14 protein-coding genes are annotated in these 14,155 nt (G+C 52.5%); 4 read left to right on the forward strand and 10 right to left on the reverse strand.

All coding sequences use genetic code 11. The features are described 5' to 3' along the window. Window positions 1-146: 146 nt before the first annotated feature. Together AC5JPW_RS11525 and yjjY are read right to left on the reverse strand one after the other, a co-directional pair. Window positions 147-833 carry a tRNA/rRNA methyltransferase gene (locus AC5JPW_RS11525; protein WP_494240383.1) on the reverse strand — a complete coding sequence of 229 codons (687 nt, stop codon included), beginning with the start codon at window positions 831-833 and terminating at the stop codon, window positions 147-149. A 399-nt stretch (window positions 834-1,232) separates the two neighbouring features. Continuing rightward, window positions 1,233-1,373 (reverse strand): YjjY family protein, encoded by a 141-nt coding sequence (yjjY, locus tag AC5JPW_RS11530; RefSeq protein ID WP_121497538.1) that lies wholly within the window; start codon window positions 1,371-1,373, stop codon window positions 1,233-1,235. 95 nt (window positions 1,374-1,468) lie between these two features. Here yjjY and arcA point away from each other — a divergent pair, with 95 nt between their 5' ends. Then, window positions 1,469-2,185 (forward strand): two-component system response regulator ArcA, encoded by a 717-nt coding sequence (gene arcA, locus AC5JPW_RS11535; RefSeq protein ID WP_437431093.1) that lies wholly within the window; start codon window positions 1,469-1,471, stop codon window positions 2,183-2,185. Between the two features lie 67 nt (window positions 2,186-2,252). Here arcA and creD read toward each other — a convergent pair whose 3' ends face one another. Genes creD through creA form a run of 4 tightly spaced genes read right to left on the reverse strand, consistent with a single transcriptional unit; the run spans window position 2,253 to window position 6,284 of the window. Then, window positions 2,253-3,632: a cell envelope integrity protein CreD gene (creD, locus tag AC5JPW_RS11540; protein ID WP_494240386.1), complete on the reverse strand. Its 1,380-nt coding sequence runs from the start codon at window positions 3,630-3,632 to the stop codon at window positions 2,253-2,255. A gap of 35 nt (window positions 3,633-3,667) precedes the next feature. Continuing rightward, a complete protein-coding gene (creC, locus tag AC5JPW_RS11545) occupies window positions 3,668-5,113 on the reverse strand; it encodes a two-component system sensor histidine kinase CreC (RefSeq protein WP_494240388.1) in 1,446 nt (481 codons plus the stop codon). Then, entirely contained in the window at window positions 5,113-5,802 is a 690-nt protein-coding gene (gene creB, locus AC5JPW_RS11550; RefSeq protein ID WP_494240389.1) for a two-component system response regulator CreB, read from the reverse strand. The genes creC and creB overlap by 1 nt, the downstream gene beginning before the upstream one ends. A gap of 11 nt (window positions 5,803-5,813) precedes the next feature. Beyond that, window positions 5,814-6,284, reverse strand: coding sequence for a protein CreA (gene creA / locus AC5JPW_RS11555; RefSeq protein WP_494240391.1), 471 nt, complete (start codon window positions 6,282-6,284; stop codon window positions 5,814-5,816). A 209-nt stretch (window positions 6,285-6,493) separates the two neighbouring features. Between creA and robA the strand changes: the two genes are divergently transcribed. Continuing rightward, the gene (robA, locus tag AC5JPW_RS11560) at window positions 6,494-7,363 is read left to right on the forward strand and encodes an MDR efflux pump AcrAB transcriptional activator RobA (protein WP_494240393.1); all 870 of its coding nucleotides are present in this window, start codon (window positions 6,494-6,496) and stop codon (window positions 7,361-7,363) included. Here robA and gpmB read toward each other — a convergent pair. After that, a complete protein-coding gene (gene gpmB, locus AC5JPW_RS11565) occupies window positions 7,360-8,007 on the reverse strand; it encodes a 2,3-diphosphoglycerate-dependent phosphoglycerate mutase GpmB (protein ID WP_494240395.1) in 648 nt (215 codons plus the stop codon). The genes robA and gpmB overlap by 4 nt on opposite strands. A gap of 97 nt (window positions 8,008-8,104) precedes the next feature. Between gpmB and yjjX the strand changes: the two genes are divergently transcribed. Beyond that, window positions 8,105-8,620, forward strand: a complete 516-nt coding sequence (gene yjjX / locus AC5JPW_RS11570; protein WP_494240397.1) for an inosine/xanthosine triphosphatase — start codon at window positions 8,105-8,107, stop codon at window positions 8,618-8,620. Here yjjX and trpR read toward each other — a convergent pair. Both trpR and sltY read right to left on the reverse strand, forming a co-directional pair. Then, window positions 8,611-8,940, reverse strand: coding sequence for a trp operon repressor (gene trpR, locus AC5JPW_RS11575; RefSeq protein ID WP_494240399.1), 330 nt, complete (start codon window positions 8,938-8,940; stop codon window positions 8,611-8,613). The genes yjjX and trpR overlap by 10 nt on opposite strands. A 63-nt stretch (window positions 8,941-9,003) precedes the next feature. Then, the gene (gene sltY, locus AC5JPW_RS11580) at window positions 9,004-10,944 is read right to left on the reverse strand and encodes a murein transglycosylase (RefSeq protein WP_494240400.1); all 1,941 of its coding nucleotides are present in this window, start codon (window positions 10,942-10,944) and stop codon (window positions 9,004-9,006) included. A gap of 207 nt (window positions 10,945-11,151) precedes the next feature. Here sltY and ettA point away from each other — a divergent pair, with 207 nt between their 5' ends. Continuing rightward, window positions 11,152-12,819: an energy-dependent translational throttle protein EttA gene (gene ettA, locus AC5JPW_RS11585; RefSeq protein WP_494240402.1), complete on the forward strand. Its 1,668-nt coding sequence runs from the start codon at window positions 11,152-11,154 to the stop codon at window positions 12,817-12,819. 98 nt (window positions 12,820-12,917) lie between these two features. On the opposite strand, the gene nadR is transcribed toward ettA, so the two are convergent. Then, window positions 12,918-14,150 (reverse strand): multifunctional transcriptional regulator/nicotinamide-nucleotide adenylyltransferase/ribosylnicotinamide kinase NadR, encoded by a 1,233-nt coding sequence (gene nadR, locus AC5JPW_RS11590; protein WP_494240403.1) that lies wholly within the window; start codon window positions 14,148-14,150, stop codon window positions 12,918-12,920. Window positions 14,151-14,155: the final 5 nt, after the last annotated feature.

Here is a 14,155-nt window from a genome sequence, read left to right on the forward strand (position 1 = left end):
CGCTTTAAGTCAACGAATTTTTAGTTTTTAGCGCTTTTATCTCTTTTTCGTCTGCACTATCACCGATGGAGATAACGATCCGTAAGGACCACAAAGCCAGCCATATAACAGAACCATAAACTATAAAATATACTTATACCCAGATATTACTCGGCAAGTTTTTTTTCGATGTCGTGCAGCAGTCGATGCAACATTGCGGTGTCTCGTTGCCCCAGAACACCAATACGCTGATCGAGCCAGTCCGCCATTTTGATATCATCAGCAACGTCGAGCCTTTCGAGCAAAGCATGGGTACGCATGCGAAGTGCTCGTAACGGGTTATCATCACCTGCCGTAACCGTTTCGGGCATATTTTGTATTAAAGTTGCTAATTGATAGCAGTACACCATCACTGCTTGTCCCAGATTTAACGAGGGATAATCTGCCACCATGGGCACACCCGTTAAAATATCGGCCAGTACCAGTTCATCGTTGGTCAGGCCTGAATCTTCCCGGCCAAAAACCAGCGCGCCGGTATGTAGCCATTCACTTTTTTCCCGCAAAAGAGGCACCAACTCTTCAGGTGTGGCGTAGTAATGAAACTTTGCCCGACTGCGTGCGGTCGTCGCGACCGTGAACTGAACATCCGTCAGCGCGTCCGCGAGATCAGAATAAGTTTTAATATTATCAAGGATATCACCCGCACCATGCGCAACGCGCCGTGCCCCTTCTTCCAGATGCGCAACGCTATCGACAATACGCAAATCTGTGAAACCCATCGTTTTCATGGCGCGTGCAGCAGCGCCAATATTCTCCGCTCTGGCGGGGGAAACAAGTACAACGGCCAGGTGCATTTTTCGCTCTCTTCTTCATCATTTGACGTATTAATTTTCGCCATCGTAATCATTTTACGCGTCGCAAATTTACAATTATGTAACAGATATCACTGATTTTCACCTTCTCAACGGTTAAAAAACGCTAAACTGTTGAATGGGTGAATGACTGGCAAGAATGTTAACAGAACATACTTATCCCTATGTTTATTCATGGCATTTTGATAAGTAATCTTAATCTTCTGTTGGATTCAGTATATTTATCAATTAATATTCGCAACTAGTTGGTTTATTGAAATATTGTGAAATTCGCTAGCATTAAGATACGGATATTTCATCAAACTGTTAACGTGCTACAATTGAACTTGATATATGTCAACGAAGCGTAGTTTTATTGGGTGTCCCTTACGTCTTAGCCTGTTATGTTGCTGTTAAAATGGTTAGGATGACAGCCGTTTTTGACGCTGTCGGGTCCAAAGGGAAAGTACCCACGACCAAGCTAATGATGTTGTTGACGTTGATGGAAAGTGCATCAAGAACGCAATTACGTACTTTAGTCATGTTACGCCGATCATGTTAATTTTCGACATGTATCAGGCAGGTCAGGGACTTTTGTACTTCCTGTTTCGATTTAGTTGGCAATTTAGGTAGCAAACATGCAGACCCCGCACATTCTTATCGTTGAAGACGAGTTGGTAACACGCAACACGTTAAAAAGTATTTTCGAAGCAGAAGGCTACGATGTTTTCGAAGCGACCGATGGCGCGGAAATGCATCAGATCCTGTCTGAAAATGATATCAACCTGGTGATCATGGACATCAACCTGCCGGGTAAAAACGGTCTTTTATTAGCCCGTGAATTACGCGAACAGGCGAATGTCGCACTCATGTTCCTGACCGGCCGTGATAACGAAGTCGATAAAATCCTCGGTCTCGAAATCGGTGCAGACGACTACATCACCAAGCCATTCAACCCGCGTGAACTGACCATTCGTGCACGTAACCTGCTGTCTCGTACCATGAACCTGGGAACGATCAGCGAAGAACGTCGCAGCGTTGATAGCTACAAATTCAACGGTTGGGAACTGGATATCAACAGCCGCTCCCTGGTGAGCCCGAATGGCGAACAGTATAAGCTGCCGCGCAGCGAGTTCCGTGCGATGCTGCACTTCTGTGAAAACCCAGGCAAAATCCAGTCTCGTGCTGAACTGCTGAAAAAAATGACCGGTCGCGAGCTTAAGCCGCATGACCGTACTGTCGACGTGACCATCCGTCGTATTCGTAAACACTTCGAATCTACGCCGGACACACCTGAAATTATCGCGACCATTCACGGTGAAGGTTACCGTTTCTGTGGCGATTTGCAGGAATAACGACAACGCATCCAGACAAAAAGCGGCGCTCAGCGCCGCTTTTTTTATTCCCTCGATCTGCTTACCGCTACTTCCATAACCTTAACGCGTCATCAACCGGCTCCGTTATTTCTGCCTGCACTTTTCGGATACCTGAAATCGAATACCAGTTAAAGCGACGAGTCAGCATCATCACCGTACTCAGTGCTGCAAACAGGACGCCTGTCCCAAGCAACAGAGCACTGTCTTCGGAGTGCAGCAAACTCCACATCACGCCGTACAGTACTAGCAGAGCCCCCGTGAAAGGCAGACTAGCGCGCCAGGTTTTCATGACACCCTGCAAATAGAGGCCATTAATAATGCCGCCAAGCAAACTGGCCGTAACCCACGCCGGTGTGAAACCAATGTGCTCGGACAACGCCAGCAGCACCAGATAAAACATCACCAGAGAGAGGCCCACCAGCAGGTATTCCATGGGGTGCATCTGCCGGGCGGTGAGGCTTTCAAAGACAAAGAACGCCGCGAAGATAAGTGCAATCAACAGGATCGCATACTTAATGGCACGATCCGTCAGTTGGTACTGGTCAGCAGGCGTGGCGATGTTGACGCTAAAGGCTGGCAGCCGCCATGCGTTTTGATCGCTGAGACTTAACATATCGCGAATTTTGCTGTCCAGGTTGTTAGCAAACCAGGTACTTTGCCAGTGCGCCTGAAAACCACTGGTACTGATTTCGCGTTTGGCAGGCAGAAAATCGCCCATAAACCCTGGATGCGGCCAGTCGCTCAGCAGCGTCATTTCGCTATTGCGACCTACGGGGACGACAGAAAGCGAGCCCGTGCCGTTAAGACTGAAGGACATCTCCAGTTTAAGCGGTTTGCGGGTGGCCTCCGCCGATGCTAACGGCACATGCATTCCTTGCATATCACTCATCAGGCCGGAACCTGGCTCAACGGTAAGAGATTCACCGTTGATTTTCATTGTTTGAACCTGCCCGATACCACGTGCATCGCTCAAGGCGAACACGACAAAGGGCTCGCCAATCTGTCGGTTTTCATTGGCTTCAAGGCCAAAACGTTTGGGGTCGAATTCCGCTTTTATAGACAGATCGCCATGCCAGACCTGACCGTTGTAAATACCGATTTGCCGTGATTCAACCTGCTGTTTACCCTCAACCATCAGCGACTCAGGCAACCAGAATCGAATATAGCTTTTGGTCCTATGGATCTCTTTAGGCGGCTCATCATTGGTGGATTCCAGTACTGTCGTGACTTCAGTGACCGGCACGGCAATCAGCGGCCCGATCAGCTTCTGAGACCCCGCACTGCTTTGCCGCAACGCGTCTGATACTTCGTCACGATAATCGCTTCGTTCTTTGATCAAATTGCTGACCATCATCAGCGGCACCAGCAGTAAAAAGATGCACCCAACCAGGGTAAATACTTTCCAGAATAACGGTGATTTCAACATAGCCCCTCCTTTGTATTGCACGCAGGGTAAAGGGGCTATGTGGGGAGAATTTGAAGTGATGTGAAGTGACGGTGAAGTGTCAGACGCGCTTCCACGCCCCCTTCCGGACGATTTGCGATTTCAATGGTCCCTTGATGCAAGCGCGCCACTTCCTGTACAAACGCGAGTCCCAGGCCGCTGCTCTTATGGCCATCTTCACGCGGCAGTGAATAAAAGCGCTCAAAGATACGATCCAGCGCGTAATCCGGAATCCCCTGCCCGTTGTCGGAGACCGCAATCGTAACACTCTCCCCCTCTTCGCTGGCCTGTAAACGGATAACCCCCTGCTCAGGAGTAAAATCTATCGCGTTATCCAGCAAGTTCCCCAGCGCCTGAGTGAGCAGCCCCACATCGGCAGTAGCGACCACTTCTGCCGCATCCCACTCCAGAGTGAGATGTTTGCCCGCCAGTACAACGCTACGTTCATCTGCAAGCTGCGAAAAAATCTCACTGAGGTTCACTTGAGACGGCGCAATCGCCTGGCGATTTTCCAGTTTTGCCTGCGAGAGCAGCTTTTCCACCAGTGCCTGCATACGGGTATTTTGCGCGAGTATATTCCCCGTGAAATGAGCCGCCACATTCGGTGGGGGGTTTTCGTGGAGGATTTCTGCCGCACCGCGAATGGCAGCAAGAGGGCTTTTCAGCTCATGGGTCAATGCATGTACGTAATGCTCAATATAATTTTTCCCCTCGAGTTTCTGCCGCATGCTTTCCAGCGCGTGCGCGAGTTTACGCAGCTCGCTACTACCGAGTGAGGGCAGCGGCAGCGGCGTGCTCTCTGTCACTGCATCGGCATAACGCGTCAGTTTACCGATTGAACGGTTAATCCACAGCGCCACACCCAGACCAATCATCAGTGCGATCCCGAGCAAGGCGGCACTCGCCCAAAGGATCCGTCGCTCGCTGCGTTTAATCACTGGCGCAATGGCGCTGTTGGGTTTGCCCACGCTGAGCACGCCAATGATTTTCCCCTGATCGGTGATGGGAGCCGCCACATACATCACGGTGCTTTCCGGATCGTTTGGATCGGAAGGCGTACTGCGCGCCCCGTATTTCCCGCGCAGCGTCAGCCAGACATCGTTCCAGCGCGAATAATCCTCCCCCAGCGCTTTGCCCGCCGAGTCGAAAACCACTCTGCCAGCGGCGTCGGTCATATAGACATGGTACTCATTACGCACTTTGCGAATGCCGCTGATGTTGGCTCTGAAAGCCCGTTGCGAAAGCGAGGAGAATGCCTGCGCCAGTTGCCCTTTTTGCGCCTCGCCGGAGAGCAAATCGCCACGGGCGATCTCTGCCAGCAGCGTGGCGGTATCAATCAGCGTCCCTTCAGTCGCCCTGCGCACGCCTGGCTTGATCTCTTGAACGAAGATCGACAGCACGAACCACGCGGCCACCGCCACAATCAGGAAATACCCCAGTAACAACCGCATGCCGATGCGCATTAACGAATTCCCAGACTGTAGCCCATCCCGCGATGAGTATTGATGGGGGTCGTGTCAGCATTGATCGCACGCAGTTTGGCACGCAGCGTCTTGATGTGAGTATCAACGGTACGGTCGAAACTCTCTTCGGCATCCACCCAAATAAGATCCATTAATTGCTGGCGGGAGAAAACGCGGCCTGGCGCATGCAGTAACGTTTTCAGCAGCAGGAATTCATAGCGCGTCAACGGTAGCGTCTCACCACACCAGCGAATCAATGCCGCGGGTTCGTCCAGCTCAAATTGTCCAACGCGCACGCTTGTCGACGGCGTTGCCGCTTTCTGAAAACGCCGCAGCACGGTGCGCACCCGGGCGCAGACTTCACGCGGTGAGAAAGGCTTAGCAATATAGTCATCGGCCCCCATCTCCAGGCCCAGCAGCTTATCGATTTCATCGCTGCGGGCGGTAAGAAAGAGCACAGGTAAGCCCGGCGCAACGGCCAGTAAGCGTCGACACAGCTCAAAGCCGCTGATGTCCGGCAGACCCACATCCAGGATTGCCAGATCGGGTAACTGCCGGGTTGCCGCGTCCAGTACCGGCAATCCACGTTCAAAGGCACGGACGTCAAAGCCATCCTGTTGCAGCATGTAGATCAGCGTATCGGCAATGCTTATCTCATCTTCCACCAGCCAGATTTGCGGTTGTGGCATGCCCACTCCTTTTATTTGCCCCAGGGCATGATCGGCACGGCGCTCAGTGCGTTCTTCGGCGACCCTTCAACAACCTTGTCGGAGTAGGTCAGATAAATAAGCGCATTACGTTTGGCATCATAAAAACGGACGACCTGCAGTTTCTTAAACACCAGTGAGGTACGTTTCTGGAACACTACATCGCCCTGCGATTTGCCGTTTTTAATCTTATCGCTGACCTCAATAGGCCCGACCTGCTGGCAGGAGATAGCCGCGTCGGATGTATCTTCCGCCAGTCCCAGTCCGCCTTTGATTCCGCCGGTTTTTGCCCGGCTCAGATAGCAGGTCACGTTCTGCACATCGGGGTCATCAAACGCTTCGACAACAATTTTATGATCCGGTCCGAACATCTTAAAAACGGTGTCCACGGAGCCAATTTGTTCTGCCTGAGCAGCACCACAAAACAGCAGTAATGAGGAAAGGATGAGGCCTGTATATTTCATATTGTTACCATTTTTGAATATAACGTGGAGCAACTATTCATCGTTAAAGACGAAAACGTTTATAGATCACTAATTTACAAAAATCATCATGAAAATCAGTCACAATGCGCATTAATGCACAAAAAAAACACTGAATGCTAAAACAGCAAACGATGGTACTATTTCCTCCTTGTAACAGGCGTTCGCCGTTTTATGGAAGAGGATATTGTATGGATCAGGCTGGGATTATTCGCGATCTGCTTGCATGGCTGGAAGGCCATCTCGATCAGCCGTTATCACTGGACAATGTGGCGGCAAAAGCAGGTTATTCCAAGTGGCATCTGCAAAGGATGTTCAAAGACGTGACGGGTCATGCGATCGGCGCCTATATCCGTGCTCGTCGCCTGTCGAAATCCGCAGTTGCACTGCGTCTCACTTCACGCCCCATTCTGGATATTGCCTTGCAGTATCGTTTTGACTCGCAGCAAACCTTTACGCGCGCCTTCAAGAAGCAGTTTTCGCAAACGCCCGCGTTTTATCGTCGTTCCCCTGACTGGAATGCATTTGGTATTCGTCCGCCGATGCGCTTAGGTGAATTCACAATGCCTAAACACGAGTTTGTGACGTTACCGCAAACGCAACTGGTCGGTATCACCCAAAGTTACACCTGCTCCCTGGAAGAGATTTCCGATTTCCGGAATCAGATGCGTATTCAGTTCTGGCGGGAGTTTTTGGCTAATGCGCCTTCCGTTCCCTCTGAACTGTATGGCTTGCATGAGCCTCGTCCAAGCCTGGAAAAAGATGATGAGCAGGAAGTCTTTTACACCACGGCGCTGACGCCGGAGATCGCGAACGGTCACATGCATAATACTCACCCCGTGTTACTGGAAGGCGGCGAATATGTGATGTTCTCCTACGACGGACTGGCCAGCGGGGTGCAGGACTTTATCCTGACCGTTTACGGTACTTGTATGCCGATGCTGAGTCTGACACGCCGTAAAGGTCAGGATATCGAACGCTTCTATCCGCAGGAAGATGCGCGCACGCAAGAGCCGCCGCGCCATATTCGCTGCGAATATTTAGTGCCTATCCGCCGTTAACGCTGCAATTCATCCAATGCAGGGGCGTCAAGGTGCGACACGTCCCCTGCCGTCTCCACGACCCAGCCAGAAGCCAGCCATGCGCTATCCTGATAATCAACGCGGGAGATGGAGCAGTTGCGCAGTCGCAGACGACGTTCAGCGTAAGCAGGCAGACCGAGAATCGTGCTGACCAGGCAGCCCAGTGCCATGCCATGACTGACAATCATTGGGCGACTGCCTTGAGGCAATTCCAGGCTGGCCGCTAGTGCCGCGTGCATGCGGTCAGCCAGTTCCTGCATGGATTCACCTTCAGGAATACGACCGCCCGCCGTACCATTAACCAGGGTGCGACGCCAGCCTTCTTCTTCATCGGTAAGGGATTCAATACGGCGTTTTTCCAGTACGCCCATATCAAGCTCACGCAGACGTGAATCAAGAGTGATTTCACATCCACATAATTCTGCGATGATTTCAGCCGTGCGGCGCGTCCGTCCAAGGTCGCTGGCGATAATATGGGTGATGCCCAGCGCTTTGGCGCGCTCTGCAACCTGCCATGCCTGCTGTTCACCTTTCTCTGTTAACGGACTGTCTGAATGGCCTTGAATACGACGCTCGGCGTTCCACTGCGTTTCACCGTGGCGAACAAGGTATACCTGTAACATGCTTTTTATCCATTATACTGCGATGAAATTTATTATTTGAGGACGGCATTTCCCGGCATGAGGAACACATCTCATTTCGGGTAACCGACTATAGATTATGCACCATGTTGTCGTTGCTACCACCAATCCCGCCAAAATTCGGGCGATTCTGCACGCTTTTAATGAGATCTATGGCGAAGGATCCTGTGAAGTCGAATCCGTAGACGTTGAAAGTGGCGTACCGGAACAGCCACTTGGTAATGAAGAAACCCGCGCGGGCGCACGTAACCGTGTGGTCAATGCGCGTCTTGCCAGACCCCATGCTGATTTTTGGGTCGCCATTGAAGCCGGTATTGATGAAGGCAGCACCTTTAGCTGGGTGGTTATTGAGAGTATCAACCAGCGCGGGGAATCGCGTTCGGCTACCCTGCCCCTGCCGGAAGTGATTCTGGAAAAAGTCCGTGCCGGTGTGGCCCTTGGCCCGGCGATGTCACGTTACACCGGGATTGATGAAATTGGTCGTAAAGAGGGGGCAATTGGGGTATTCACGGCGGGTAAACTCACCCGTGCCAGCGTTTATCACCAGGCGGTGATCCTGGCCTTAAGCCCCTTTCATAATGCGGTTTACCGCTGAGGGTTCAGTAAGATCTCTTCCAGCCACACGCGCAGGTCGGCCGGTGCTGATTTTAAACTGTTGGAGCCTCGGGTAATGGTGGCAATACCGGCACCCAGCTCCGTTTTCAGCTCACGCTGACTCATCTCCCCGCGTAATAACTCTTCGATGATGCGCACGCGCGTGCCCAGCGCTTCACGTTCATCCGGCGTGAGCATTAAATTGAGCAGGGGAAGGTGTAAATCCTGTTCGTAAGATTGTCTGACGAGTTCAACGAAGCGCAGCCATTCCTGGTTGCGTTGTTCGGCCATGGCCGCTGAATAGGGTGATTGTTGAGTCATAATATTCCGCCATTTTGCTGCGTACTCGTTAAAGAGTACGCAGCATAACACAAACAATGGCGATCAGTAACGACGCTGCCACTCCGCATCCGTCAGCACGGTTGGCTTCGTCCCGTTCATAAAGAAGCGGTAGTACGCGTCGTAAGCCAGGACATTTTTCACATAGCTACGCGTTTCAGAGAACGGAATACTTTCGATAAACGCCACCGCATCAATGCGCCCGGCACTGTTGTTCAACCAGGTGCGCACACGTCCAGGGCCAGCGTTGTAGGCCGCCGAGGAGAAGATACGGTTGTTACCAAACTGCTGATAGACATACTGCAAATAGCTGGTGCCAATGTTGATATTGGTTTCTGGATCCAGCAGCTGCACTGGATTGCTGTAACCCGGAATATTGAACATCTTCACCGTATGCGTTGCCGTGCCCGGCATGATTTGCATCAGCCCGCTGGCCCCCACCGGCGAACGTACTTTCGGATTCCATGCGCTCTCCTGGCGGGAAATCGCCATCGCATAGCTCTGCGGGATGTCTTTACCGCGTGTATAGCGAGCATAAAGATCGTTGTACGCCAGCGGGAAGCGCTCTTCCAGTTGATCCCAAAGTTTACCGGCGATCGTTGCCTGAACGCTCAGATCCCACCAGTGCTGATTAAACGCATAGCGTGCCAGTTGCGCTTGCTCAGAGGCGCTACGGCTGGTGATCAGATTGGCCCATTCGCTGCGCGCCGTATTGTCCTGCTCCCAGTACATCAACTCACGCACGCGAGACATTTCCGGCCCCTGAGCCAGCCCAGGATCGATATTGCCGGGGGCTTTGTCGATCCTCATCGTATAGGCTTCCCCCAGACGCTGCGCTGCCGCCATCGGGTAGAAACCGCGCTGCTGCATCAGCGTGTGCAGGATCTCTTTGGCCTCCGTCTCACGACCGCGCTCCAGCAACAAATCTGCCTGCCAGTAGCGCCATTCGTCTTTCTCTTTCGCGTCCATCGGCAAACGTGACAGCCAGGTGTTCAACCCTGAGCGATCGCCGTTACCGATCGCCATGCGCACCCGACGCTCCACAATGGAGGTCGACTGGGATCGCATGATGGCATCGTCGCGCCAGCGCGCTTGCTCATCGGTCACATCGTTGCCCATCAACCGCCAGGCTACGGTGTCCCGGAGGATCTGGGTTTGATCTTCATTCAACTGCTGCGCCTGCACCAGAGCGGGGATCATCAGCCGCGCATTTTCCACATCCTGGCGCGCCACGCTTTCAAACGCTTCGGCCGCCATCTGGCGTGTAAAGTCCGTCGCCCCGGTCGTACGGGCAAAGTTCATCACGCTATTCGGGTCGTTTGCCAGGGCGATGATCGCCGTCGAGATGGTTTGATAATCCGATGGCATCTGCCCTGCCAGCAAGGTCACCAGCCGGGTATTGCCCGCTTTCATCGCCAGGCGAATACGTTCCAGGAATGCCAGCGGATCCTGTTGACCGGAGGCACGCCACGCGCCAAACAGCTGATCACAGGCGTTCGGCTGGCTGCTGCCGGTGAGCCACAGCTCTTTCGCTCCCTGCCAGGCTTCTTCAGCCTGCCCGGTGCTCCACTTGGCGAAGTAGTAATTACATTGTGCTTCGGTCGATGCCGGTTTTTCCGGGCTGAAGGCCAGCAGACCACGCCAGTCCTGTCGGCGCGCCAGTTCATTGACGAAACGCGTTTTCAGGGTTCGTGCTGGCGGAAGCGTAGGGTTAGCCTGAATAAAATTGCTCACGGTAACCGTGGGCTGGTTCATCAGATCGTCGGTTATCTGGCGATATTCCAGATACGGATAAAGCGGGTAATTTTTCAGTGTCGGCATTAACTGCGACACCACATCCATCTGCTTTTTATCCCACGCCTGTTTGATTTGGGCGTAACGATTACGTTGTTCATCCAGTGAGTCCGCTCGCACTGCATGGCTGAAGGACAGCAAACACATACTGGCCACCAGGTAACGCCAGGCGGCTTGTTTAGCTCTCTGCACTGCGCATTCCTCTTATCAAAACGGTCATTGCAGCCTCATGCCGCATAATTCCTTAATGCTAACCGTGACCGGTGCAACGCGCCACGTAATGCACACTTTTTTACCTTTCTCGTCTGTTTTAACACACCTTTCGGGGCTGACTGGGATTGGACAAAGAAAACGGCTACACTCCGCTGTTGATATTACATAAAAGAGGCGAAGTCCAACGTGGCTCAATTCGTATATACCATGCACCGTGTCGGCAAGGTCGTTCCGCCGAAACGTCATATTCTGAAAAATATCTCGCTGAGTTTCTTCCCTGGCGCAAAAATCGGCGTACTGGGCCTGAACGGCGCCGGTAAATCTACCCTACTGCGCATTATGGCTGGCATTGACACCGACATTGAAGGTGAAGCTCGCCCACAACCGGGTCTTAAAATCGGCTACCTGCCTCAGGAACCGAAGCTAAATCCTGAGCAGACCGTGCGTGAATCCGTTGAAGAAGCGGTTGCCGAAGTGGTTAACGCGCTGAAAGGTCTGGACGAGGTGTATGCGAAATACGCTGAGCCGGATGCTGACTTCGATAAACTCGCCGCACAACAGGGTAAATTTGAAGAAATTATCCAGGCGCACGACGGTCACAACCTGAACGTCCAACTGGAACGTGCCGCTGATGCGCTGCGTCTGCCAGACTGGGATGCAAAAATCGAAAACCTGTCCGGTGGTGAACGCCGCCGCGTGGCGCTGTGCCGCCTGCTGCTCGAAAAACCAGACATGTTGCTGCTCGACGAACCCACTAACCACCTGGATGCAGAATCCGTGGCATGGCTGGAACGCTTCCTGCACGACTTCGAAGGGACCGTTGTGGCGATTACCCACGACCGTTACTTCCTCGATAACGTTGCCGGTTGGATCCTCGAGCTTGATCGCGGTGAAGGTATTCCGTGGGAAGGCAACTACTCCTCCTGGCTGGAACAGAAAGATCAGCGTCTGGCGCAGGAAGCTTCTCAGGAAGCCGCTCGTCGTAAATCGATTGAGAAAGAGCTGGAGTGGGTTCGTCAGGGCGCGAAAGGCCGTCAGTCTAAGGGCAAAGCCCGTCTGGCACGCTTTGAAGAGCTGAACAACGCTGAATACCAGAAGCGTAACGAAACCAACGAGCTGTTTATTCCACCTGGAGCCCGTCTGGGTGACAAAGTGGTTGAAGTCAGCAACCTGCGTAAATCCTACGGCGATCGCCTGCTGATTGACGACCTGAGCTTTGCCGTGCCTAAAGGGGCAATCGTCGGCATTATCGGTCCGAACGGCGCGGGTAAATCGACCCTGTTCCGCATGATGTCCGGTCAGGAATCACCTGACAGCGGCACTATCACCCTGGGTGATACCGTCAAGCTGGCCTCCGTTGACCAGTTCCGTGACGCGATGGACAACAGCAAGACAGTGTGGGAAGAAGTCTCCGGTGGGCAGGATATTATGCGCATCGGCAACACCGAGATGCCAAGCCGCGCCTACGTTGGTCGCTTTAACTTCAAAGGGGTTGATCAGGGCAAACGCGTGGGCGAGCTGTCCGGTGGTGAGCGTGGTCGTCTGCACCTTGCGAAACTGCTGCAGGTTGGCGGTAACGTGCTGCTGCTCGATGAACCAACAAACGACCTGGATATCGAAACCCTGCGCGCGTTAGAAAACGCCCTGCTGGAGTTCCCAGGCTGCGCAATGGTTATCTCGCATGACCGCTGGTTCCTTGACCGTATCGCAACCCACATTCTGGATTACCAGGATGAAGGTAAAGTCGAATTCTTCGAAGGCAACTTTACCGAGTACGAAGAGTACAAGAAACGCACCCTCGGCGCTGACGCGCTGGAGCCGAAGCGTATCAAGTACAAACGTATTTCAAAATAAAAGCAAAAAGGCAGCATAAGCTGCCTTTTTTAATGTTTTCTCCCTCTCCCTATGGGAGAGGGCCGGGGTGAGGGCATCAGACCGCAGAAGACAAAAATTTACCCTTCCTCACCCATCAACTCTTTGACCAGCTCCACGCAATGCAGGAACCGCGAATCGTAATCCGGCTCTTCAACATGCCGCCAGGTGATATTGTTCTCTTTGAGCATATCCACCAGCATGTTCTGGAACTCCCGGCGATCAACCGAACTTCCCAGGCTTCTCAGTCCATCGGCAACCCAGGGAACGTTATTTTCCAGAAGGATCACCAGGTCGAAGCGGTATTCGTCGATCATCGCCTGCACAAAGGGATGTTCGCGCCCTTCATACTTAAGGCAGAACGCCTGAGTGGTCACAAAGTCGGTATCAATAAAGGCGATTTTATTGGCATATTTAACTGCAAAATCAATGTACTGCGCCTGACCCAGAGCAATCTTGTCATAGTCCGAATATTGCAGCGCCATCTCATCGCCGCCTAAGTGCGAGAAGACATAATCACGTCCATATTCCCAGGCACTGGTGGTGTTGAAAATATTGGCGAGCTTGTTCACCAGCGTTGATTTCCCGCTCGACTCGCCGCCAAGAATCGCCACGGTGCGCACAAAGAACGGCTTCACTTCTGTAGGAATGTAGTCCCAGTAGCGGAACGGGTTCGCACGAATCTGGCCACCGCTGATGTTCATAAAGGTACGTTTCGGGTCGATCAGCACCGTCTGCACACCCAGATGTTCCAGATATTGCTCAGCATCCGCTTCTTCGGAAGTGTAAATCCAGTTGGGCTGAATGCCCTTTTCATCCATAAAAGCGTTGATGCCTTTGCTCCACACGTCCCAGCCGTGCGGATACGGCTCCATCCCCTCTTCGTTGAAGGCATGAATACGGATATTTTTCTGATACTTGAAGGTCTGCAGCAACCAGCGCAGGCGATCGCTGATGGTCGGCTGCTGCGACATGGCACTGTTTTCAAAGAGTTCACGATCGCGCTTTTCATCGTAACCCATCACGATATGCAGCTCATCCACCTGGCTACAGGCGCGCTGAATCAGATAAATATGCCCGGTGTGCAAGGGGTAAAATTTGCCGAACACTACACCAATGTTTTTTTGCTGGCGAGGGAATTCCAGGCCGAGAAAACGGTGCAAAGCCTCCAGTTTTTGTGCGCTGGGGCTTTTGATTTTGGCATTCAATAACTGGCTCAGATAACCTTTGGTCATACCGCTGGCATCAGCAACCTGCTGTAATGTACAGCCTTTTTGGCGAATGGCGGTTTTGAGATAGTCGAATGACGACATGAATG

Source organism: Phytobacter sp., assembly GCF_059074235.1.